Annotated in this window: 21 protein-coding genes; 11 read left to right on the top strand and 10 right to left on the bottom strand. The window is 68.0% G+C overall.

The features are described 5' to 3' along the window. Window positions 1–19: 19 nt before the first annotated feature. From F5X71_RS36200 to F5X71_RS36175, 6 genes are all read left to right on the top strand, one after another. Window positions 20–1063 carry an MCE family protein gene (locus F5X71_RS36200; RefSeq protein WP_167466027.1) on the top strand — a complete coding sequence of 348 codons (1044 nt, stop codon included), beginning with the start codon at window positions 20–22 and terminating at the stop codon, window positions 1061–1063. Beyond that, window positions 1063–2061 carry an MCE family protein gene (locus F5X71_RS36195; protein WP_167467003.1) on the top strand — a complete coding sequence of 333 codons (999 nt, stop codon included), beginning with the start codon at window positions 1063–1065 and terminating at the stop codon, window positions 2059–2061. Before F5X71_RS36200 ends, F5X71_RS36195 begins: the two co-directional genes overlap by 1 nt. After that, entirely contained in the window at window positions 2058–3167 is a 1110-nt protein-coding gene (locus tag F5X71_RS36190) for an MCE family protein (RefSeq protein ID WP_167466026.1), read from the top strand. The genes F5X71_RS36195 and F5X71_RS36190 overlap by 4 nt, the downstream gene beginning before the upstream one ends. Before the next feature lie 8 nt (window positions 3168–3175). Beyond that, window positions 3176–4267: an MCE family protein gene (locus F5X71_RS36185; protein ID WP_167466025.1), complete on the top strand. Its 1092-nt coding sequence runs from the start codon at window positions 3176–3178 to the stop codon at window positions 4265–4267. Further along, window positions 4264–5436 carry an MlaD family protein gene (locus tag F5X71_RS36180; protein WP_167466024.1) on the top strand — a complete coding sequence of 391 codons (1173 nt, stop codon included), beginning with the start codon at window positions 4264–4266 and terminating at the stop codon, window positions 5434–5436. The genes F5X71_RS36185 and F5X71_RS36180 overlap by 4 nt, the downstream gene beginning before the upstream one ends. Before the next feature lie 131 nt (window positions 5437–5567). Beyond that, window positions 5568–6386 (top strand): hypothetical protein, encoded by an 819-nt coding sequence (locus tag F5X71_RS36175; protein WP_167466023.1) that lies wholly within the window; start codon window positions 5568–5570, stop codon window positions 6384–6386. Between the two features lie 84 nt (window positions 6387–6470). On the opposite strand, the gene F5X71_RS36170 is transcribed toward F5X71_RS36175, so the two are convergent. From F5X71_RS36170 to F5X71_RS36145, 6 genes are all read right to left on the bottom strand, one after another. Beyond that, window positions 6471–7082: a ribonuclease H family protein gene (locus F5X71_RS36170; protein WP_167466022.1), complete on the bottom strand. Its 612-nt coding sequence runs from the start codon at window positions 7080–7082 to the stop codon at window positions 6471–6473. 10 nt (window positions 7083–7092) lie between these two features. Next, window positions 7093–7566 (bottom strand): SRPBCC family protein, encoded by a 474-nt coding sequence (locus tag F5X71_RS36165; RefSeq protein ID WP_167466021.1) that lies wholly within the window; start codon window positions 7564–7566, stop codon window positions 7093–7095. Between the two features lie 168 nt (window positions 7567–7734). After that, window positions 7735–8925: an L-2-hydroxyglutarate oxidase gene (gene lhgO, locus F5X71_RS36160; RefSeq protein WP_167466020.1), complete on the bottom strand. Its 1191-nt coding sequence runs from the start codon at window positions 8923–8925 to the stop codon at window positions 7735–7737. Window positions 8926–8989: 64 nt separating this feature from the next. Continuing rightward, window positions 8990–9604, bottom strand: coding sequence for a hypothetical protein (locus F5X71_RS36155; protein ID WP_167466019.1), 615 nt, complete (start codon window positions 9602–9604; stop codon window positions 8990–8992). Between the two features lie 378 nt (window positions 9605–9982). Continuing rightward, complete coding sequence (locus F5X71_RS36150) at window positions 9983–10774, bottom strand: TIGR03084 family metal-binding protein (protein WP_167466018.1); 792 nt, start codon at window positions 10772–10774, stop codon at window positions 9983–9985. 129 nt (window positions 10775–10903) lie between these two features. Next, a complete protein-coding gene (locus F5X71_RS36145) occupies window positions 10904–12259 on the bottom strand; it encodes a hypothetical protein (protein ID WP_167466017.1) in 1356 nt (451 codons plus the stop codon). A gap of 341 nt (window positions 12260–12600) precedes the next feature. Between F5X71_RS36145 and F5X71_RS36140 the strand changes: the two genes are divergently transcribed. Then, on the top strand, window positions 12601–13206 hold the full coding sequence (locus tag F5X71_RS36140) for a CAP family protein (protein WP_167466016.1): 606 nt from the start codon (window positions 12601–12603) through the stop codon (window positions 13204–13206). A gap of 20 nt (window positions 13207–13226) precedes the next feature. On the opposite strand, the gene F5X71_RS36135 is transcribed toward F5X71_RS36140, so the two are convergent. After that, on the bottom strand, window positions 13227–13469 hold the full coding sequence (locus tag F5X71_RS36135) for a hypothetical protein (protein WP_167466015.1): 243 nt from the start codon (window positions 13467–13469) through the stop codon (window positions 13227–13229). A gap of 362 nt (window positions 13470–13831) precedes the next feature. Here F5X71_RS36135 and F5X71_RS36130 point away from each other — a divergent pair, with 362 nt between their 5' ends. From F5X71_RS36130 to F5X71_RS36120, 3 genes are all read left to right on the top strand, one after another. After that, the gene (locus tag F5X71_RS36130; protein WP_167466014.1) at window positions 13832–14398 is read left to right on the top strand and encodes a dihydrofolate reductase family protein; all 567 of its coding nucleotides are present in this window, start codon (window positions 13832–13834) and stop codon (window positions 14396–14398) included. 224 nt (window positions 14399–14622) lie between these two features. After that, the gene (gene lon, locus F5X71_RS36125) at window positions 14623–16977 is read left to right on the top strand and encodes an endopeptidase La (protein ID WP_238816086.1); all 2355 of its coding nucleotides are present in this window, start codon (window positions 14623–14625) and stop codon (window positions 16975–16977) included. A 97-nt stretch (window positions 16978–17074) separates the two neighbouring features. Then, entirely contained in the window at window positions 17075–18727 is a 1653-nt protein-coding gene (locus F5X71_RS36120; protein WP_167466013.1) for an FAD-dependent monooxygenase, read from the top strand. A gap of 42 nt (window positions 18728–18769) precedes the next feature. On the opposite strand, the gene F5X71_RS36115 is transcribed toward F5X71_RS36120, so the two are convergent. From F5X71_RS36115 to F5X71_RS36105, 3 genes are all read right to left on the bottom strand, one after another. After that, window positions 18770–19210: a PaaI family thioesterase gene (locus tag F5X71_RS36115; protein WP_167466012.1), complete on the bottom strand. Its 441-nt coding sequence runs from the start codon at window positions 19208–19210 to the stop codon at window positions 18770–18772. Then, complete coding sequence (locus F5X71_RS36110; protein ID WP_167466011.1) at window positions 19207–19812, bottom strand: TetR/AcrR family transcriptional regulator; 606 nt, start codon at window positions 19810–19812, stop codon at window positions 19207–19209. Before F5X71_RS36110 ends, F5X71_RS36115 begins: the two co-directional genes overlap by 4 nt. Before the next feature lie 67 nt (window positions 19813–19879). Continuing rightward, window positions 19880–20539: a DUF1707 domain-containing protein gene (locus F5X71_RS36105; RefSeq protein WP_167466010.1), complete on the bottom strand. Its 660-nt coding sequence runs from the start codon at window positions 20537–20539 to the stop codon at window positions 19880–19882. 119 nt (window positions 20540–20658) lie between these two features. Here F5X71_RS36105 and F5X71_RS36100 point away from each other — a divergent pair, with 119 nt between their 5' ends. Then, complete coding sequence (locus F5X71_RS36100; RefSeq protein WP_167466009.1) at window positions 20659–21729, top strand: DNA polymerase IV; 1071 nt, start codon at window positions 20659–20661, stop codon at window positions 21727–21729. Window positions 21730–21744 lie beyond the last annotated feature (15 nt).

Below are 21744 nucleotides of genomic sequence, written 5' to 3'. Positions count from 1 at the left end.
CATCCAGCGAGGTGCCGTCATGAGCATCAAGAAGCCGCTGATCGGGTTCGGCATCTTCGCGATCGTCTCCATCCTGGTGACGGTCGTCGTCTGGAACACGCTGGCGCGAATTGTCCAGGGTGACACCAACACCTACTCCGCGACGTTCTCCGATGTGCTCGGCTTGCACACCGGTGACGATGTCCGGATGGCCGGTGTGCGGGTGGGCAAGGTCGAGAAGATCGAGCTGAATCGCGATCCGAAGTCCAAGAAGCAGGTGGCGAAGGTGACCTTCGTCGTGCAGCGGGATCAGACGCTGTTCGACGACACCAAAGCCCTTGTGCGCTACCAGAACCTGATCGGTCAGCGGTACGTGGCGCTGGCACCGGGCAAGGAGCCGAATCCGGCGCAGCTGAAGAACAACGGTTCGATCCCGCTCGAGCGCACCGAGCCGTCGTTCGATGTGTCGGGGCTGCTCAACGGTTTTCAGCCGCTGTTCCAGGCGTTGCAGCCCGAGCAGGTGAACCGGTTGTCGGAGACCTTCATCCAGGCTTTGCAGGGTGACGGAGTCTCGTTGAGCGCGTTCATTGTTCAGGCCGCGCAGCTGGCCACCGATTTCCAGCGGCGGGACGCGATCCTGTCCGATGTGATCGTCAACCTTTCCGGTGTGATGGCGGGGTTGGCCAAGCGAGGTGATGAATTGGAGACCCTGGTGACCCAGACCCGGGCCTTGATCGGTGGTTTGTACGAGCAGGGGCAGTCGTTGCAGTCCTCGACGGTGCAGATCGCCAATGCCACCAGCTCGCTGGTGGACATGGTCGGCAACATCCAGCCGAAGCTGCAGACCGCCCAGAACTCCACCAGCGCGGCACTGACGCTGCTGCTGGCCAACGGCGCCAAGCTCGACCAGATGGCGATCGATCTGCCCAACATCGTCTCGATCGGTGGCAAGCACACCTCCGAGGGCGGCTACGCCAACGCCTACCTGTGCGGCTTGGACGTTTCGCTGTACGGAGTGCTGTTCCCGCGCGGACTGTTCTCCCAGATCGGTGGCACTTCGCACTCGGCGGTGTGCCGCCCATGATGACCAAGCTCAAGACCAGGTTCGACAACAATCGCCACTTCTGGCTCGGCATCATCGGCGGCGCGCTGATCGTCGCGCTGCTGCTCGCCTCCAGCGCGATCAAGCTGCTCGGCGTCGGCGAGCAGTCGATCAAGGCGGAGTTCGTGCAGGCCGCGGGCATCAAGGTCGGTGACCGGGTGGCCATCGCGGGCGTGACGAGCGGCCGGGTGGACGGCGCGAAGCTCGAGGGCGACCACGTGCTGCTGACGCTGAGCGTCGACAACGACGTCAAGCTCGGCCCGGACGCACGCGCGTCGATCAAGATGGCCACGCTGCTCGGCGCCAGGTACGTCGATCTCGAGCCCGGTGACGGCACCGGGCTCAAGGGTGGGCGAATCCCGGTGTCCAACACCGCCGTTCCGTACAACCTGGCCGATGTGGTGCAGGTCGGCACGCCCAAGTTCGAGGCGCTCGACACCAAGAAGCTGTCCGAGTCGCTGAACCTGATCAATCAGCAGATGGGCGATTCTCCGCAGCTGATGGCGCAGGCGCTCGACAGCGTCGGCGCGCTGGCCAAGGTGATGGACACCCGCCGCGACGAGGTCGACAGCCTGCTCAAGGACCTGAACCGGGTCACCCAGATCCTCGGCGACAACCGCAACAGCGTGCTGCTGGTGATCACCCAGGGCGAGGCCATCGCGAACCGGGTGATGGAGCGGCAGGGGCTGCTGCGGCAGCTGCTCGACAACGTCGCCCAGCTCACCAAGCAGCTGCAGGCGATCGGCGCGGAGAACGACAACCAGCTCGGCCCGACCATCCAGCAGTTGAACACCATGGCCGAGGGCCTACAGAAGAACAAGGACAATCTGGACCGGTTGCTCTCGCTGATGCCGCCGACGGTGCGCTATCTGGCGAACTCCTGGGGCGGCAGCGGACCGTACGGCGACGTCGGTCTCCCGTGGCTGTTCCCGGACAACTGGTTGTGCTTCGCCAATGCGATCGAGGGGTGCCAGGGATGAGCTTCGCCGAGACCGTCAAACTCCGTTCCCTCGCCAAGCTGGTGCTGGTCAGCGCGGCCGCGCTGACCGTGGGAAGCTGCTCGCTGGTGCCGACCTCGGTGAACGACGCACTGGGCCAGACGATTCGGATCACCGCCGACTTCGAGAACATCGCGGGCATCTACGAGGGCAACCCGATCACCGTGCTCGGCCTCGACGTCGGCAAGGTCGACAAGATCGTGCCGAAGGGCACCCTCGTCGAGGTGCACATGTCGATCGACAACGACGTGAAGATCCCGAAAGACGCGATGGCGGCGATCATTTCGCCGTCCATCGTGACCGACCGGCACGTCGAGCTCACGCCGGTCTACACCAAGGGCGAGACGCTGGCCGACGGCGCGCATCTGCCGCTGGCCAAGACCAAGACGCCGGTCGAGCTGGACACGATGATCAAGACCATTGATCAGTTCGCCGCCGCGCTCAAGCCGGAGCCCGGCAGCGAGGGCATCGGCCCGCTTTCGGGCCGGGTGCTGTACCCGATGGTGAACGGCAACGGCGAGAAGATGCGGGACACGCTCAACGCGTTGTCCGGCGCGTTGAAGGTCGGCGTCGACAACAAGGACGCGGTGTCCAACATCATCGTGAAGCTGAACGAGCTGACCACGATGCTGGCCGACAACGATCAGTCGGTGCGCGACTTCAGCAACCGGATGACCCAGCTCACCGGGCTGCTCGCGGAGCAGTCCCCCGGTCTGCAGGCGACGTTGGACCAGATCAACGACTTCCTGGCCAACACCAGCACGACCCTGGTCCAGTACCAGGACCAGCTGGCGGGCTCGATGGCCGGGCTGACCAACGTCACCCAGCAGCTGCGCGACAACGCCTACGGCATCACCGAGGTCGTCGATGTGGCACCGCTGGCCTTCCAGAACGTGGACCGCATCATGAATCGCGAGCACGGCTACGTCCGGCTGCACGCGATCATCGGCACGGCATTGACCGGCGACATCCTGAGCCTGTTCTGCGAACGCGTGCAGATGAAGGCGCAGGGGTGCCGTACCGGTTACGGCCAGGACTTCGGGCCGGATTACGGCCTCACGGCAGCGCTGCTCGGACTGACGAAATGACGTATCGAATGACGATCAAGGCACGACGGGCGCTGATGGCGGTGGCGGCGGTGGCCGCCGTGTCGGTCACCTCAGGGTGTGGTCTCACGGTGGAGAAGCTGCCGCTGCCCAAACCGGGCGTCGGCAACGAAACCTATACCGTGCACGCGGTATTCGAGAACGCGCTGAACCTGCCCGACCAGGCGAAGGTGAAGATCGGCGGCTCGGATGTCGGCGTGGTCTCCAAGATCACGACCAAGAACTTCCAGGCGGTCGTCGATCTGCAGATCAACAAGGACATCGAGCTGCCGGAGGGCAGCACGGCCGAGTTGCGCCAGGCGACCCCGCTCGGTGACGTGTTCATCGCGGTGTCCAAGCCGAAGACCGAACCGGGCGCGGCCCTGCTACGCGACGGCGCCACCCTCGGCCTGGACAAGACCTCGGCGGGCGCGACGGTCGAGCAGCTGCTGATCTCGATCTCCATGCTGTTCAACGGCGGCGGCGTCGCCAGCCTGAGCAGGCTGACCTCGGAGCTGGACTCCATCGTCGGCGGCCGCGGCGGCCAGCTGTCGCACCTGATCACCGAAATGACCGGCGTGGTCGGCAGTTTGAACGACAACAGCGCCAAGGTCGACGGGGTGCTGAACGAATTCAGCGCGCTGGCCAACACCATCGAGACCCGGCGCAACGAGCTCGGCCAGGTGGCCGACACCTTGCCGCAAATGATCGGCGCGATCGCGGAGAACAACCGCGCCATCGGTGATCTGCTGACCAAGGTCTCGACCACCAGCGCCGCGCTCGGCGACTACGCCGACAGCTCCGGCGAGCAGCTCGCCAGCCTGCTGGACAACACCCGGCAGTTGATGGACGCGCTCTCGGCCACCGGCGACAACCTCGAGATCCTGCTCGACCGGGCACATACGTTGCGCCCCAAGCTCGACGCGACCTTCAAGGGCAAGAGCTTCGCGGTCTACGCGACCGCGACCAACCTCGACCTCAGCGCGCTGACCGACCCGGAGCACGGCAGGCTGCAAGACCTGCAGGACTTCCAGGACTTCGCGGGCAGCCTGATCCAGGTGCTGCAGATCGTGCAGTCCCGAGTGCAGGGGGGTCACCGGTGATCGCGAAGCTGAAAGAGCACAAGCTGGTGCTGTCCTCGCTCGGCCTGGTGCTGGTGTTCGTCATCGGCGCCGCCTATCTGATGGTGAGCGTCATGCGGGTCAATCCGCTGCGCTCCAGCTACACCGTCACTGTGAACCTGGATCGTTCCGGCGGGCTGCAGCCGGGCAACGACGTGACGTTGCGCGGCTACCGCATCGGCAAGGTGACCTCGATCAAGCTGACCGATCGCGGCCAGGCCATCGCCGCGGCGGCCCAGATCGAGAGCAAGTTCAAGATCCCGGTCGACACCGACATCTCGGTGCAGGCGCTCTCCGGCGCGGGCGAGCAGTACATCGACTTCCGCCCTGGCACCGAGCAGGGGCCGTATCTCGGTGACGGCGCGGTGATCGCGTTCGACGCGGCGAAGATCAAGACGCCGACCCCGGTGTGGTCGGTGCTGGACAACTCCAGCGCGCTGATCGCGCAGGTCGACCCGGAGAAGTTCGGTGTGATCCTCAGCGAGCTCGACACCGCGCTGAGCGGCGGGCCGGATCAGTTGCGCGGCATGGTCAATGGCATCAGCCTGGCCATGGCCGGTTTCGACAGCTTGCTGCCGCAGACCACCAACCTGATCACCAACCTGCGCACGATCGCCGAGACCACCTCCAACGCCCAGCCCGATCTCGCGACGCTGACCCGCAACTCCGGCACGCTGTTCGAGCAGTTCAACAATGCGAACGCCGAGCTGCAGGGGGTGCTGGAGCGGGCACCGGGGCAGCTGGCCGGTCTCGGTGCGGTGCTCGACAAGACCAGCGACCCGATCACCAGCTTGGCCGCCAATTTCTCGGCCATGACCAAGGCCGCGCAGCTGCGCTTGCCCGCGCTGCGTGCGCTGTTCCCGTCGCTCGCGGCGGGTGCCGAGGCGCTCGGTGTGCCGGCGCACGACGGTGAGTTCCACGCGATCCTGGATCTGTGGCCGCGCCCGTTCTGCACCTACGACACCCCGCAGATCCGTAACGAGACCGTGCAGGACGGCTCGATTCCGAAGTGGAACTACTGCGAGAATCCGCCTCCTGGCATGTACATTCGCGGCGCCGCCAACGCGCCGCGTCCAGATGTGCCGAACAACGGCGCGCACATGCCGCCGGGTGTCGATCCGAACGAACGGACCATGCCCCCGGTGCGGTGAGTGGCCCCGGCCCCGCGTATACCGCGCGGGTCCGGGCATACTCGCCGGTAGAACGCGTACGGTTCGCCCGAGATGCGGGCCCGTCAGTCGATCGGTGCGCCCGCGCGCCGGGAAAGTGCAGGTTTGTATCGATGTCCACCGACGATGCCGACACCAACAAGGATGCCGAGACCGTGGCCGATGCCACGACGGATGAGGGCGGTGCGGCAGCGAAGTCCGAGACCGCGGCCGCCGCGACCGATCTGACCAAGAAGGATGCGCAGCCGACCGAGCAGGTCGCCAAGACCGAGCCGGTCACGACACCGAAGGCCGATCCCGGCACGGCCGCGGCCCAGCCCAGCGGCTCGAACCGGTCCAGCTCGACGCCGTTGATCGCGGCCTTCGTCGCGGGCGTGCTCGCGGTCGCGGCGATCACCGCGGTGGTGGTGTTCTTCCTGCAGGGCAAGGATCGCGGCGACAAACTCGACGCGATCCGCGAGGCCACCAACACCGCGTGCTCGTTCGGCAAGGACGTCTCGATCTATGACTACTCGAAGGACCTCGACGGCTACTTCACCAAGGTGAAGTCCGGCGCGAGCGGCGAATTCCTCAAGGAGTTCGACGACGCGACCAAGGCGCTCAAGGACGCCATGGTGCAGGCGAAGGTGAAGTCCTGGGTCGACGACGTGCAGTGCGGCTACCAGTCCGGCGACAAGACCTCGGCGAACGTGCTCGTCACGTTGACGCAGTACCGGACCAACTTCACCCAGTCGAATCCGGAGCGTCAGTTCGTCGTGGTGATCGCGCAGCTGACCAAGTCCGGCGACAAGTGGCTGGTCGAGAAGCTCGATTCGCCGATGCTGAAGGGGGCGGGCACCGGCCTGCCCGGTGCGCCCGCGCCGAACGTGCCCGCCGCGCCGGAGGGCCAGCCCGCTCCGAACGAGCAGCCCACCCCGGCCCCGGGCAACTGAGCCCGGGATCCTAGTTCGCCGAGCGCCTCCGGCGGTGGGCCGAGCCACCACCGCCGGAGGTCATTCGGGCGGCTGTTCTTCCGATCAGAACAGCGTCAATGCCTGTGGCGCCGACGGCGCGGCCGCCTTCCCCGCGGCCTGTCCCGAGACGGCAGCCGGTTTGGGTAGCCGTTCGGGCTTGTGCGGCAACACCTCCGGCACCGCCGGCGCCTCTTCCACAGTCACCGCGGGGATTTCCGCGGTGTTCGCCTCGGAAACGGCCGCCGAGACGGCCGCCTTCCGAGCCGCTTCTCCGGCAAGCGCGTCGGCCTGCTCGTTGAAGTAGTTGCCGACATGGCCACGGACCCAACGGAATCGAACCGGGCCCGGTCTGCTGGCGATTGCTTTGTCGATCTGCCGGATGAGTTCGACGTTCTTCACGGCGCCACCGGTCGAGGTGCGCCAGCCGTTGAGCCGCCAGCTGGAGATCCACTCCGACGCGCACTTGATCGCGTAGAGCGAATCACTTTCGATCAGTAGGGGTTCCGAGCCGGGATGGGCGAGAATCGCCTCCAGTACCGCGCGCAGCTCGGCGACCTGGTTCGTGCCGGACGCGCCGCCGCCGCTGGACGAGGAGCCCTGATGATTGACCCACGCCCAGCCGATGGCGCCGCCGGGGTTGCGCAGGCAGGATCCGTCGGTGCTCACGATGATCATGGCTGGCACCCTACGCAATCCGACCGACAAGATCGGTACCGTGGAATTCTTCTATCTCCCTTCGCAATTGGGACTCGGTGCGGCGGAGCGCCGATTTCACGGCGGAGTCCACCAGACCGGCACACAGACGCCCCGCGAAGCCGCGCGGTGGACTGTAGTGTGCCTCCGACGTCAGCACCGACCTCCCGTAACCGAGTGGGTCGAAGCGCAGCGTCAAGGTCCCGGATAAACGCCCACGCAGCGTATACCCGATCACGACGTTGCGGCGATATTCGGTGACCTCGCATGTCATGGTCGGGCGCCAGAGCATCAGTAGTCGAGTGGTGGTGGTGAATGTCGCGCCGAGACCGTGGTCCAGTTCCCCGGCGGGTTCGAAGCCGGCGACCCCGAACATCCAATCCGGGACGAACAGGTGGTTGTCCGTATAGGTGAAGGCGACCTCGACAGGCGCTCCGACGTCACTCGCGTACTTGATGTGGCCCACGGGCCCTCCCATTTCCACGACTGGCGTTAAAAGTACTACAGCTCTCCTCTTTATTGGAGAGGTTGCGCCGGATTCGGCACGCGCCTTTCTCCCATGACGACCGGGCGGTTGCTTACGCGTTGCGCGCCGGTCAGCGTGGCTATCGAACCGTCTGGTTTGTTCTGTTCGTCAGAGCTGAGCGACGATGTGCTCGGCGATCGGCATGGCCGAGGTGGCCGCGGGTGACGGCGCGTTGAGCACATGGATCGAGCGCGGCGTGCGCTCGATCATGAAGTCGTGCACCAGGGTGCCGTCCCGCAGCACCGCCTGCGCGCGGATGCCCGCCTCGCGCGGTCGAAGGTCCGCCATGGTCAGCTCGGGGCAGTACTTGCGGCACTCGGCCAGGTACCCGCGCTTGAACACCGAGTTGCGCAACTCCCGCAAACCGGTCCGGATATTGGCCTTGGCCACCCGGTGCACGCCGGGAAATCCGAGCACCGCGCCGGCGTCCCTGGCGTCGAAGCTGCCCTTGCGATAGCCCTCCCTGGCCAGTCCGAGCACCGCGTTCGGGCCGACGGTCAGCGTGCCGTCGATGGTCGGGCTCAGGTGGACGCCGAGGAACGGCAGCTCCGGGTCGGGGATCGGATAGATCAGCGTGCGCACCAGCCCGGCCCGCTCCGGCGGCAGCTGGTAGTACTCGCCGCGGAAGGGCACGATCCGAAAGTCGTTGCGCAGACCGGCCATCCGCGCCAGGCGATCGGCCTGCAGACCGGCGCACACCACCAGGGTTCGCGCCGACCACGATCCGGCAGGTCCGCTAGCGGTGACCGCGCTGTCGGTCTCGGCGAGCGCGGTGACCTCGGCGCCGAACACCAGACGCCCGCCCGCGGCCGTCACCTCGGCGGCCAGCGCCGCGGTGATCCGGGTGTAGTCGACGATGCCGGTGTCGGGCACGAACAGCGCGCCGACGCCGCGTACCCGCGGTTCTCGCCTGCGCAACTCGGCGGCATCGATCAGCTCGACCGCCACGCCGTTGGTCACCGAACGCTCGTGCAGCGCGAGCATCCGCCGGTGCTCGGCCGCGTCCGTCGCGACCAGCAGCTTGCCGCAGACCTCGAACGCGATCCCCTGCGCCGCCGCGAATTCCTTGGTCCAGCGCGCGCCCTGCCTGCACAGTCGCGCCTTCAGGCTGTCGGGCGGGTAGTAGATACCCGAGTGGATGACCCCGCTGTTGTGTCCGGTTTGGTGCGTGGCCAGGGTCGCGGCCTTTTCCAGCAGCACCAGGCTCGCACCGGGGTGTTCGCGCAGAATGCGGTGCGCGGTCGCCACCCCCACGATGCCACCGCCGATCACGCAGAAGTCGTACATGCTGTGCGGCATATCGAGCACCCTAGGCCCTGTCCCGAAGTCCCATACGTGCTCGCACTGTTGTCCCTGGTGGGATTCACGCGTCGATCGATTGCTCGGGGTCCGGCTGTGTCGCGTCGTCGAGGCGCAGATCGTGCGCACCGAGCGTCGGATCGGTCAGCAGGAATACGACCGCGCCACTGCGCGTGTCGAATTCGGTGCACAGCCGGGTGTCGCCGGTCGTCGCCCGCCGGGGGTCCGACGGCAAGAAGCCGGCGAGCACGGTGACCGCGTTGGTGTCCACGGTGAACGAGATCGACTCGGCGGGGCCTGCGGCCAACCGCGCACCGAGGTAGGTCTCGCCGAACAGCAACCGTCCGCCGATCCCGGGGTCTCGCGCGGTGCGTGTCGAATCGGTCTGCGGTCCAGCCGGTTTCGACGCCGGATCGGCGCTGTCGTCCAGTCGTGGCAGCCGCGGCGCGGGCAGCGCGTGGCGGCCGCTGGTCAGTACCGGCTCGACGCGCACGGTCTCGTGCTCGAATTCCGTTGCGGGCGCGGCGATCGGGGCGGCGACCGGGCCGCTGGGCCGTTGGGTGTCGGCGATCTGGTGCACGATGTAGGCGCCCGCGACCACGGTGAGACTGAGGCTCGCGGCACCGGCGAGCACGATCGCGGCATGCCGCGCGATGTGGGCAGGCTTGTGTGTTCTCACGATGCGTTCCTTCCGTCCGCTCAGTTACCCGGCAGCGGCCCGCATCGTTGAAAGCCGTACGGTTCTCCAGGTTACGGGCGCGGGCGAGGAGGCGCCGGGGGCGGGAGAGCAGGATCACAGTCGGGCCGGGTCCGGTCGGTACGGTCGCGCTCGAAACTTCGGGGTGGTTTATGTTTCCACCAGGTCTAGCGCGGGTAAACAGTAATTCAGCTGGCGAGCGTCATTCTCGACTGCCACATCGAGACACCCGGCCAATGGCGTCCGGCCGATACGAACGGCGCACCCAAGTGTGGCGCTCGCCGGCTCCCGAATCCTCGGATTGGTCGGGTGCCGACGACGGCCGAATGCGCGCATCCGGCCGTCGTTGTCGTCTCCGGGTCAGGCGAACTGCCCCGGTGTGCGGCCCGCGCCCGTGGGTCCGGCGAAAGCCTGTGCGAGGGTGAGCCATTCGGCCGCGTCCTGGCCCGTCGCGACGATCGCCAGATCGTCCGGGTGCCTGCGCTGGGTCACCAGCAGGCAGAAGTCGAGCGCGGGCCCGCTCACCCGCTGTGCGGCGGCCTCGGGCCCCCACGACCAGGTCGTGTCGTCGGGTGCGGTCAGCTCCACTCGGAATTCCTCGGCGGGCGCGGTCTTGCCGTGCACGGTGTAGGCGAAGTTCCTGGTGCGCACGCCGATATGGGCGACCGTGCGCAGCCGGGCGGTCGGCTCCCTGGTCACGCCGAGGGCGTCGGCGACGTCCTGGCCGTGCGCCCAGGTCTCCATGATGCGGGCGGTGATCATCGAGGCGGCGCTCATCGGCGGACCGAACCACGGCAGTTTCGTGCCCGCCGGTACCGCGCGCAGCGCGTCGGTCAGTGCCTTGCGGCCACGGTGCCAGCGCTCGAGCAGCTCGGCCGCGGGCGCGCTCGCCGCCGCGGCGGCCGCGTCGTCGACGAAGGTCAGCACCTTCGGCCCGGCCTCGGTCACCAGCCGCTGGAATTCCGCGGCATCGGTCGCCGCGACCGTCGCGACCTCGTCGGTCCAGGCCAGATGGCCGATCTGATGGGCGATGGTCCAGCCGGGTGCCGGGGTCGCGCGGGTCCACTCGGTGGCCGCCAGCGGGGCGACGATTCGTTCCAGGTCGGCGCATTCCTCGGCGAAATCGCCGAGCAGTGCTTCGAGGTCAGCCATCTTTCCCCTGCTCCTTACCGGCCGGGACACCGCCTCGGGTGTCGCGCCGGTTCAGCATCGCAGCGCCCCCAGAAAAATGCAAGCATGCGTGCTTGTATTTACGCCGGGCGGATAATCGAGCTCCGGCGCTCACCAGCCGAAGATGATCAGATGCGAGGCGCCGACCGCGAGGCCGAGCACCGCGCCGTGCAGATAGAGCAGCCACGCGTCCTGCTCCACCGAGGCATAGAACATCTCCATGAACTCCCCCGGTGTCAGCTGCCGCAGCTTGCGGGCCGCGAAGACATCGATCGTCTTCGCCTGTTCGAGGGTGAACTCCTCGTCCTCGACCAGCGTCGGCGCCAGGCCGACCGCCGCGCCGGCCGCGCCCGCCTTGAGATTGGCGAACTGACGTCGTCCGAGCGCGGCGCGCACGATCGAGGTGGTCGGGCCGAGCTGACGATGGATCTCGTCGGAGATGAGCCGTTCCAGGAGCTGGCGGGTCTTGTCACCGTTGGGTCCGTCCAGCAACTCCCTGGACAGGTTAGGCAGGGTGAGCACCTGGTAGGCCAGGATGTGCGCGAGGTCGGTGGCCGCCTGCGGCTGCCGCTTGGCCAGCAGCGCCTGCTGCCACAGGTACTTGTACCAGGGCTGCGGATCGCCGGGCTCGAACACCATCTTCACCGCGATGACGTTCACGATCACGCCGATCGCCGCCGAGGCGAGCAGGACGATCACCCAACCGGGCACCCAGCCGAGCACCGGAACCCGGTGGTGCACATGCATATACAGCGCCAGCGCGAGCCCGAACGGAGCGCCGAGCAGCCCGATCCGCACCATGAACCGCAGCTCGGGGGCCGCGATCGTGGTGGTCAGGTCCTTGAGGATGTCCGGGTTGTCCTGCAGATACCTGATGACGAAGCTCTTGATATCGATCAGCTGATCGACGTTGTCGCCCAGCGATTCGAACGCGCGGCGCGAGAGCGCGGGCAGTTCCCGGTCCACCCGCTGGTAGATGATCTGCTTGGCCGCGCGGGGGACCGTGCGCCACAGGTCCGGATTCTCCCGGTACATCAGCTCGTCGACCAGCGGCTGTACCTGTTTGCGTGCCAGCACCGCCACGTAGTCGGCGATGCCGTCGAGATCGAGCTCGTGAATGAAATCGCGTGGGCTGCCGATCCGCATCAGCGCCTTGTCCACACAGATGCTGGCCATCTTCTCGGCCCTGGCCGGAATGAAACCCTGGAAGCCGAGCCTGCGGCCGTCCCCGGAGAACGTCGGCAGCACCTGTACCCGGCGCGGAAAATAGGGGTACAGCACGTGCAGCCCGGGAATCCGGACGCCGCGAAATCGCACCGGCCAGAACAGCATCAGCACGCCGGTCCAGTTGGTCAGCCAGCCCGCGAGCGCGCTGAAGATCGGGAACGTGATCAGATCGACCACGAACTTGGACTGACCGGTCAACTCCTCCCAATCGATGAACACGCCTGCGGCGAGCGAACTCATCGATGGATCTCCCTAGGCCGAGCCGGCGGAACCGCCGGTATGAGGTATCGAGGCTCCAACATTGTCATTGCGCCGGAGCGAGTGTCAACGCGGCCCGGCGCACCCGGCAGGGGCGGGACATGGGCCGTGGCCGACCGTCGAGGCCGACGTCGGGCGAGTTGCGCGAGGGCGCGAAGAGACACTGCCGTCGATCTGCGAGTCGATGCTCGGCAATCAAGCGTTAGCAGCGCGACTCGCGATCGTGACCGAGAATGTCCCCATCCGAAACCGCCTGCGGAACGATTACTTCTCGCAAGTTCCCAGCTGAAGCGCAGCGGGACATGAGGAGAGGGCAGCCAACTGTGACTGGTATCCGGTTGAGCGGGCGGGTGGTTCTCGCAGCGGCTGCGGTGACGCTATTGACCGTTCCAGCTGCGAGTTCAGCCACTGCGGCTCCGGTCAAGGGGTGTCCGGATATACAGGCATTCAGCCAAGACATGCTGCGTGCTCACAACATGCTGCGGGCCAGGCATGGCTCTCCGCCCTTGGTGCTGGACAAGGACGCGAGCAACGCCGCACAGAAATGGGCCGACCACTTGGCCGTCGGTCCCGACGGCCAAGTGAAACATGGTGGGCAGGAGAAGCCAGGGGGCGGCGATCCGGGTCGCTACGGCCAAAACATTTCATGGATAGCTGGTCAGAGGCTGCCGACCGCTGAGGCAGTGGCTGGGTCCTGGTACAGCGAGATCAACAACTACAACTTCGACAATCCGGGTGTTCAACCCGGTCGAGGCAGCACCGAGAACTTCACCCAGCTCGTGTGGGCGGCCACCAAAAAGCTGGGCGTCGGTGTGGCCTGCAAACCTAATCCGAATCATGGGATGCAGATGTACACCGTCACCGACTACGACCCGGCAGGCAACTATTTGGACGGGTACGACGACAACGTGCGCCGGCCAAGGAGCTGACCTCCACTCGGCCCGGTCGACTACTTTCGCGTATTCGATCGAGGATGTGACCATCTGACTTCCGTCAGCTGATGGCGCGCCTCGCCGAGTTCGAAGCCCTGCGCCGCCGTGGGCAATAGCGCCGACGTGGAGACAAGGTTCATCAGCGGCGGCGTAGCCAGTGCCACGGTCTCACCGTAGGCATCCAACAGCAGCAGCGTCGCGCGCCGCCGGATCCCGGACAGGCTACCGCCGAGGTGCTCGGCTACTTCGCTATCGGTCATCGAGGTGCGCAGCGCCGCTACGAACTCCTCGTAAATCCTCGCCGTTCCAGATACCGCCGCGCCGATCCTGAGGCTGCGGTGATTTGCCTGGCCAGCAACGAGCCCGGCAAATCCCGGGTCAGGAACCCGCTTGTCAGCGTGACTCGACGGAAGTGGCGGCGGCAGAGCTGGAGTTGGGGTCGTGGTTTGCGGATCGGCATCGACACGACCGGGTGATGGCGATGGTCGGCCAGTTCGCGTCGCGGTGCGGACTGTGGGCCGGCTCGAAGCGACCGTAAACAATCCGTAAGCCCCCTCCGGCACTGTGAACGCACGCCAGAACAGCGGGCCCGCACCGGGCCCGGCCCCGAAAGGAAAATGCGATGCGCAAGCTCAAGCTCCAGGTCCAGACCACCGTCGACGGTTACATGGCGGGCACGAACGGGGAGATGGACTGGATGACCTTCCCGTGGACCGCCGATGTCGGCGCCTACATCGCCGAGATCATGCGGCCGGTCGACACCATCGTGCTCGGCCGCAACCTCGCCGAGGGCTTCATCCCCACCTGGGCGGGCCGGACCCCCGAGGACGGCGAGGACCAGGAGACCATCGACTGGATGAACAACACCCCCAAGGTCGTCATCTCGAACTCGCTCACCGAATCGCCTTGGGAGAACGCCACGGTGGCGGGCGGTGACCTCACGAAGATCATCACCGAGCTGAAGTCGCAGCCCGGCGGCGACCTCATCGTTTACGGCGGCGGCACCCTCGTCGCCGCCCTGCTCGCCGCCGAACTCGTCGACGAGATCCACCTGTTCGTCAACGCCACCGCCATCGGCGCCGGCATGCCGGTCTTCGCCCCCGGCGCCTACCAGCGCCTGCGCGCGGTCGGCGCCACCCCCTTCGACTGCGGCATCATCGCGCTGCACTTCGAGCCGCGGCGTTCGTGAGCCCTGCCCACCCCGAGCCCGGGTGAGCGCAGACCGGGCCGCGTCGACCCGCGCCCGGTTAGGTGCCCCGATTCGCCCTCAGCGAACAGCGGGGAGGTGGTGGAACAAAGCCGGAGGGGGTGGGGTTGAGTTGGTATCGCTCAACTTTTGGAAGGGTCGAACACGTGACTACACCTCAGAACCTGCCGGTGCTGTTCCTGACCGATCCGATCGTGCTGCCGGGCATGGTCGTGCCCATCGAACTGGACGAATCGGCGCAGGCCGCGATCGATGCCGCGCGGGCCGCCAAGACCGACGCCGTGCTGCTCGCGCCGCGCCTGACCGAGGGCTACGCCTCCTACGGCGTGGTCGCCACTATCGAGCAGGTCGGCCGGATGCGCGGTGGCGCGCCCGCGGCCGTGTTGAAGGCGGAACGGCGCGCCAAGATCGGTCACGGGGTTACCGGGCCGGGTGCCGCGCTGTGGGTCGAGGCCGAGCCGGTCCAGACACCCGCCGCGGACGGCCGGACCAAAGAGCTTGCCGCCGAATACAAGAAGCTCGTCGTCTCCGTGCTGCAGCGCCGCGAGGCCTGGCAGATCATCGACGCGGTCAACCAGCTCAGCGACCCGTCCGCGATCGCCGACACCGCGGGCTACGCGCCGTACCTGAGCAACGAGCAGAAACGCGAACTGCTGGAGACCCCGGATGTCACCCAGCGGCTGCACACGCTGATCGAGTGGACCAAGGACCACATCGCCGAGGCCGAGATCACCGAGAAGATCAGTGACGACGTGCGCGAGGGTCTGGAGAAGAGCCAGCGCGAGTTCCTGCTGCGGCAGCAACTCAACGCGATCCGCAAGGAACTCGGCGAGGACGAACCTGACGGCGCCGACGATTACCGCACCAGGATCGAGCAGGCCGACCTGCCCGACAACGTGCGTGCGGAGGCCCTGCGCGAGGTCGGCAGGCTGGAGCGGGCCAGCGATCAGAGCCCGGAATCCGGCTGGATCCGGACCTGGCTGGACACCGTGCTCGAGCTGCCGTGGACGGTGAAAACCACCGACCGCACCGATGTCTCGGCCGCTCGCGCGGTCCTCGACGCCGATCACCACGGCCTGGACGAGGTCAAGGACCGCATGGTCGAATACCTGGCCGTGCGTTCCCGGCGGGCCGCACGCGGCCTGGAGGTCGTCGGCGGCCGCGGCTCCGGCGCGGTGCTCGCGTTGGTCGGCCCGCCCGGTGTCGGCAAGACCTCGCTCGGTGAATCCGTGGCGCGGGCCATGGGCCGCGAGTTCGTGCGGGTCGCGCTCGGCGGCGTGCGCGACGAGGCCGAGATCCGCGGGCACCGGCGCACCTACGTCGGCGCGCTGCCCGGCCGCATCGTGCGCGCGATCAAAGAAGCGGGATCGATGAATCCCGTTGTCCTGCTGGACGAGATCGACAAGGTCGGTTCGGACTTCCGTGGTGACCCGGCGGCCGCGCTGCTCGAGGTGCTGGATCCGGCGCAGAACCACACGTTCCGCGACCACTACCTCGATCTGGACCTCGACCTGTCCGACGTGCTGTTCATCGCGACCGCCAACGTCATGGAGACCATCCCCGGCCCGCTGCTGGACCGGATGGAGCTGATCACCGTCGACGGCTACACCGAGGACGACAAGGTCGCCATCGCGCGCGAGTTCCTGGTGCCGCGGCAGCTGGAACGCAACGCGCTGACCGCCGACGAGGTGCGCGTCACCGACGCGGCGCTGCGCGAGATCGCGGCGAACTACACCAGGGAAGCCGGCGTGCGCCAGATGGAACGACTCATCGCGAAGGCGTTGCGCAAGGCCGCGACTCGGCTGTCCGAGGACGCGACCGCCACGGCGGCAGCCGAATCCGAGGTGGTCGAGCTCGGCTACGGCGCCGACCTCGGGTACGACGTGCCGGTGGCGTCGCTGACGATCGACCTCGGCAACCTGAAGGACTACCTGGGCAGGCCGCGGTTCACCCCGGATTCGGTGGAACGCACCGCCGTTCCCGGTGTGGCCACCGGACTGGCGGTCACCGGGCTCGGCGGCGACGTCCTCTACATCGAGGCCAATGCCGCCGAGGGCGAGCGGTCGCTGACCCTGACCGGTCAGCTCGGCGACGTGATGAAGGAGTCCGCGCAGATCGCGCTGACCTACGTCCGTTCGCACCTGGAAGAGATCGGCATCGAGCCGTCGGTGCTCGATCGCAATATCCACGTGCACTTCCCGGCGGGCGCGGTGCCCAAGGACGGACCGTCCGCGGGTGTCACCATGGTCACGGCCCTGGTGTCGCTGGCCCTGGACCGGCAGGTGCGCGCCGATGTCGGCATGACCGGTGAGGTCACGCTGAACGGACGGGTGCTGCCGATCGGCGGCGTCAAGCAGAAGTTGCTCGCGGCCCAGCGGGCCGGCTTGAAGACGGTGTTCATTCCGGCGCGCAACGAGCCGGACCTGGACGATGTCCCGGCCGAAGTGCTTGCCGCACTGGATGTTCGCCCCGTCGCCGACGTGGCCGAGATCCTGGCCTACGCCATCGAGCCGGTCGCCGAACCGGCGCTGGACGGACGGACCTTGGCCGCCACCGCCTGATCGAGCAGCCGCGGGGCCGGGCACCGAGCGTGCCCGGCCCCGCGCTGTGTCACCGGGACGCAAGTGTGGTGCAAGCGGCTGCGCGGAGCCTGAATACATGACATCCACCCAGCACACACCGGTCCTCATCGCCGGCGGCGGCCTGGTCGGGTTGTGCGCCGCGCTCTTTCTCGAATACCACGGCGTGCCTGCCATTCTCGTCGAGAAGCGCACCGACGCCTCGGTGCTGCCGCGCTCCCGCGGCGTGCACACGCGCACCGTCGAGTTGTTCCGCCAGCTCGGCATCGAAACCAGGGTGCAGCAGGCTGCGGCGCGGGTGCTGCAGGCGGGGCACTTCGGCGGCGCGAGCCGGGGCGCGACGCTGACCACGGCCGAGCCGTTGGACCTCACCGCCCTCATGCGCACCATGGCACAGCGCGAACCGAGTCCGTCGTCGTTCTGTTTCCTGCCACAGGACGAGCTACAGCCGCTGCTCGCCGAGCTGGCCCGGGAGCGCGGCTGTGACCTGCGTTTCGGGGTGGAGCTGGTGGACTTCGTCGCCGACGGCGACGGCGTCACCGCGACGCTGCGGGACAAGCACGACGCCAGCACCGTCGTCCGGGCCGACTACCTGATCGCGGCCGACGGGGGCGGCAGTCCGATCCGGCGGCGACTCGGCATCAGCGGCTCGACATTGCCCCCAACCCAGCACTACATCAACGCCTTCGTCCGCACCGACCTCACCGGCGTGCTGCGGGGACGGACCTTCAGTCAGTGCGCCATCGACAACGACGCGGTGCGCTGCCTGGTGCTCAGCAAGAACAACACCGACGAGTGGTCGTTCCACCTCGAATACGACCCGACCACAGCAGGTCTGGCCGACTACACCCCGCGACGGTGTGTCGAATTGGTGCGTGCCGCGATCGGCATGCCGGACATCGATGTCGAGGTGCTCGGCCGGACCGCCTGGGACACCGGAGTTTTCGTCGCCGACGAGTACCGCAGGGGCCGAGTGTTCCTCACCGGTGACGCCGCACACCGGCACGCCCCGTGGGGTGGCTACGGCGCCAACACCGGAATCGCCGACGCGCACAACCTGATCTGGAAGCTCGCCGCGGTGCTGTCCGGTACCGCGGGCCCGGATCTGCTCGACAGCTATCAGGACGAGCGCCGCCCGCGTGCGCTCGTCGCCGCCGAGCAGGCCCGGCTCGGTACCGATTTCGACACCCGCTACGCCGTACCCACCGCGGACAACGCCGCCGATCTCGCCCGTCAGCTGACCAATGACACGGTGATGACCAGGTATCGGTACGCCTCTGCCGCCCTATTCGGCGGTGACGCGGGCGAGGCGCACGTGGAAAGGCTCACCGGCCAGGTCGGTACCAGGGTGCCGCACGAGTGGATCGATCGGGCACAGCGGATTTCGACCCTGGACCTGAGCGGGCCCGGCTTCGCGCTGCTCGCCACGGGCACGTCGGCGGCGTGGCGCGACGCGGTGTGGGATGCGCAGTGGGTCACCGGTATCGACATCACCGTGCACGCGATCCCGACCGCGGCGTGGGCCGAGCGCACCGGTCTGCCCGAGGGCGGTGCGCTGCTGGTCCGCCCGGACGGAATCGTCGCGGGCCGCTCCGACGCCGGGCTGCGTCCCACGCTGCTCGCGGCCGTGCTGCGGCGCCTCGCCGGTACGTCGGTCGATACCGAGAACGCGTACGGCACAGCGGGTTTCGATGGTGCACCCGCCGAAGTGGATGCGTCGGCGAATACCTGAACGACTAACGGTCCGGCCCATCCGCGACGGACCGGCAAGCGTTCACGAGTCCTGTGTCGCGAGCGCGCGGTCGACCGCGCGGGTGGTGCCCTGCGCCACCGCGCACAGCACCGCCGCACCGTCGGCGCTCTCGGCGTAGATCTCGCAGCGGACCACCGCCTGGCGGCGGGTCGCGTCGGTGACCGTCGCCTCGGCGCGCAGCCGCACACCCGCGGCCGGGCGCAGATAGGTGATGGTGAATCCGCCGGTGAGCACGTTGGCGCCGAGCGCGGTGCCCGCCGCGAAGGTGAGCGCGTTGTCTGCCGCGTAGGACAGCACGCCGCCGTGCACGAACCCGAACTGCTGAGCCAGTTCCGGGCGGATGGGGATGGTCAAGGTCACCGTGCCCGGACCGAAACCGGTGATCTCGGTGCCGACCAGCTCGGCGAAAGGTTGTGCGGCGAGGACCTGTTTGGCGAGGTCCAGGTCGATCATCGAGGTCATGGGCTGCCTTTCGTGCGCGCCGCGGTGCTCGGCCGCGCGGCGTCGGAGGGGGCGGCGGCCAGGCTCAGCCAGGCCGCGTCGGCGAGATCGTCGGCGACTTCGAGCGGGCCGGCGGGGACGGCGCCGCTGAGCCACTGGCGCGAATACTCTTGCGCCGCACCGAGCCACAGCGCGTACACCAGATCCAGCGGCAGGTCGCGGACCGCGCCGTAGCCCGCGTGGGTGCGCCACCAGCGGGCGACGTTGCGCAGGAACTCCCGATTGCTCTCGCTCTCGCGCACGCCGGGCGGTCGAGCGGCGGTGAGAACCTGTGCCCGGTACTGGTTTTCGGCCACCCAGCGCAAGTGCGCGCGCACCCCGGCGGTGACGCCGGCGCGCGCGTCGGCGCTCTCGCCCACCACCGCCCAGAAGTGCTGCTGGTAGTCGGCCAGCGCGTGCGCCCACACCTGTCGGTACAGCTCTGCTTTGTCCGGGAAGTGGTGATAGAGCGCGCCGACACTGGCCCCCGCGGCCTCGCGGATCTGGGCCAGCGTCGTCTCCAGCGCCCCCCGCTCCGCGAACTGCCGCTCGGCCGCCAACAGCAACCGATCTCGAATCTTCACAACCAGAATTTAGTTCTGTTTTTCCGGCACGGCAATGGTCAGGTGTGAAAGGGAGGTCGGAAAGAGCTCAGTCCACGGGGCGTGGACGGCCGCGCAACCAGTCCGCGAACGACCGTCGCGGCCTGCGCGGATACTTCGCGACCAGGGTGCCGGAGCGGACCTGCCCATCGACCCGCAGCAGCGGCGCGCCCGGCCGCACGGTCCCGATCGCCTTGTTCCGCACGCTGCCGCTCTTGCTCCGCACCCGGTCCAGGTCCACCCACCAGCCCCGCGGCACGACCAGCGTGATCCTGCCCGACCCGACCGAGGCGTGCACCGTGACCTCGGGATGCGGGCAGATGGCGCGCGTGAAGTCGATGACGATGCTGCCGGAGGCGCATTCGGCGTTGAGTTCGGCCGGGACGATCCACTGCCCGGCCTTTTTGCGGGTGCCGCTGCCCGTACGCAGGTCGATCGGTACGCCCGCCACCGCGGCGCTCGGCAGATCCGAGGTGACGGCCATCAGATCGGCGCTGGTCCGCGCGGCGTAGACCGCCACCAATCTGCGGTCCAGCTCGGGCAGATCCAGCCTGCCCTCCTCGACCGCGAGATGCAGCAGCCGCGCGGTGGTCTCCCGGTCCACATCCCCCACGCGGATCACGGGCAGGGTGGCGGGCTTGTCCCCCGCGTCGGACGCACCCGGTGTCCGGCCGCGGCCGGTTGGATCGCTGCCGCGGTGCTCGGTCATCGATGCCCCCTTGCTTCGGCTCAGGAAGATGGTACGTCCGTGGCCTGCTCTGGGCCGTCGTCGGCGGCTGATCGCGCGGAAATCCGCTGCTTGTCGCCCCTGTGCGGTAAGACGGAGCTATGGCCAGATGGCTGTTGCACGTCGATCTCGATCAGTTCCAGGCGGCGGTGGAGTTCCGCCGTCACCCGGAACTGCGCGGCCTGCCGGTCATCGTCGGGGGCAACGGCGACCCGACCGAGCCGCGCAAGGTGGTCACCTGCGCGTCCTATCCGGCACGCGCGTTCGGGGTCCGGGCAGGCATGGCGCTGCGCAGCGCGCAGCGCAAATGCCCGGAGGGGGTGTTCCTGCCGTTGGACATGGCCACCTACGAGGCGGCCTCGGACGAGGTCATGTCACTGCTGCGCGGCTTTCCCGGCCGGGTCGAGGTGTGGGGCTGGGACGAGGCCTTTCTCGCCGCCGACACCGACGACCCGGAGCGGCTGGCAGCTGAAATCCGCGCCGCCATCGAGGGATTGGCGCTCACCTGCGCGGTCGGCATCGGGGACAACAAGCTCACCGCCAAGCTCGCCACCGGCTTCGCCAAATCCACTGGCAAGACCGACGCGGCCCCGGAGCCGGGCGCGGGCGCGGCCACCGGTGTCTTCCGGCTCACCGCCGCCAACTGGACCGAGGTGATGGCGCACCGGCCGACGACCGCGCTGTGGGGCATCGGCGCGCGGATCGCCGCCCGCCTCGTCGACCTCGGCATCGAGACCGTCGCCGACCTCATGGCCGCCGACCGGCAGCGCCTTGCCGCCGAGTTCGGCCCCACCACCGGCCCGTACCTGTGGGTGCTCGGCCACGGCAAGGGCGACACCGACGTGACCACCGAACCCCGGGTTCCGGTGGGCCGCAGCAAATCCGAGACCTTTCCGCGCGACCTCACCGAACCCGGTGAGATCCGCGCCCAGGTCGCGCGCCTTGCCACCGAGGTCGCCGAGGAGATGGCCGAGGCGGGCCGGATCGGCACCCGGGTCTCGGTCACCGTGCGGACCAGCACCTTCTACACCCGTAGCAAGCAGGAGAAGCTGCGCGTGCCCACCATCGACCCCGCCGAGATCAGCGAAACCGCCCTGCGCATCATCGATCGCTTCGACCTCACCCGCCCGGTGCGGCTGCTCGGCGTGCGGCTGGAGCTGGCCCAGGAGTAGGCCGCTCGGGCCGTT

The organism is Nocardia brasiliensis (assembly GCF_011801125.1).
GTDB lineage: Bacteria > Actinomycetota > Actinomycetes > Mycobacteriales > Mycobacteriaceae > Nocardia > Nocardia brasiliensis_C.
Note: the sequence above shows the minus strand (reverse complement) of the source record. Positions and strands in the feature narration are given on the sequence as shown.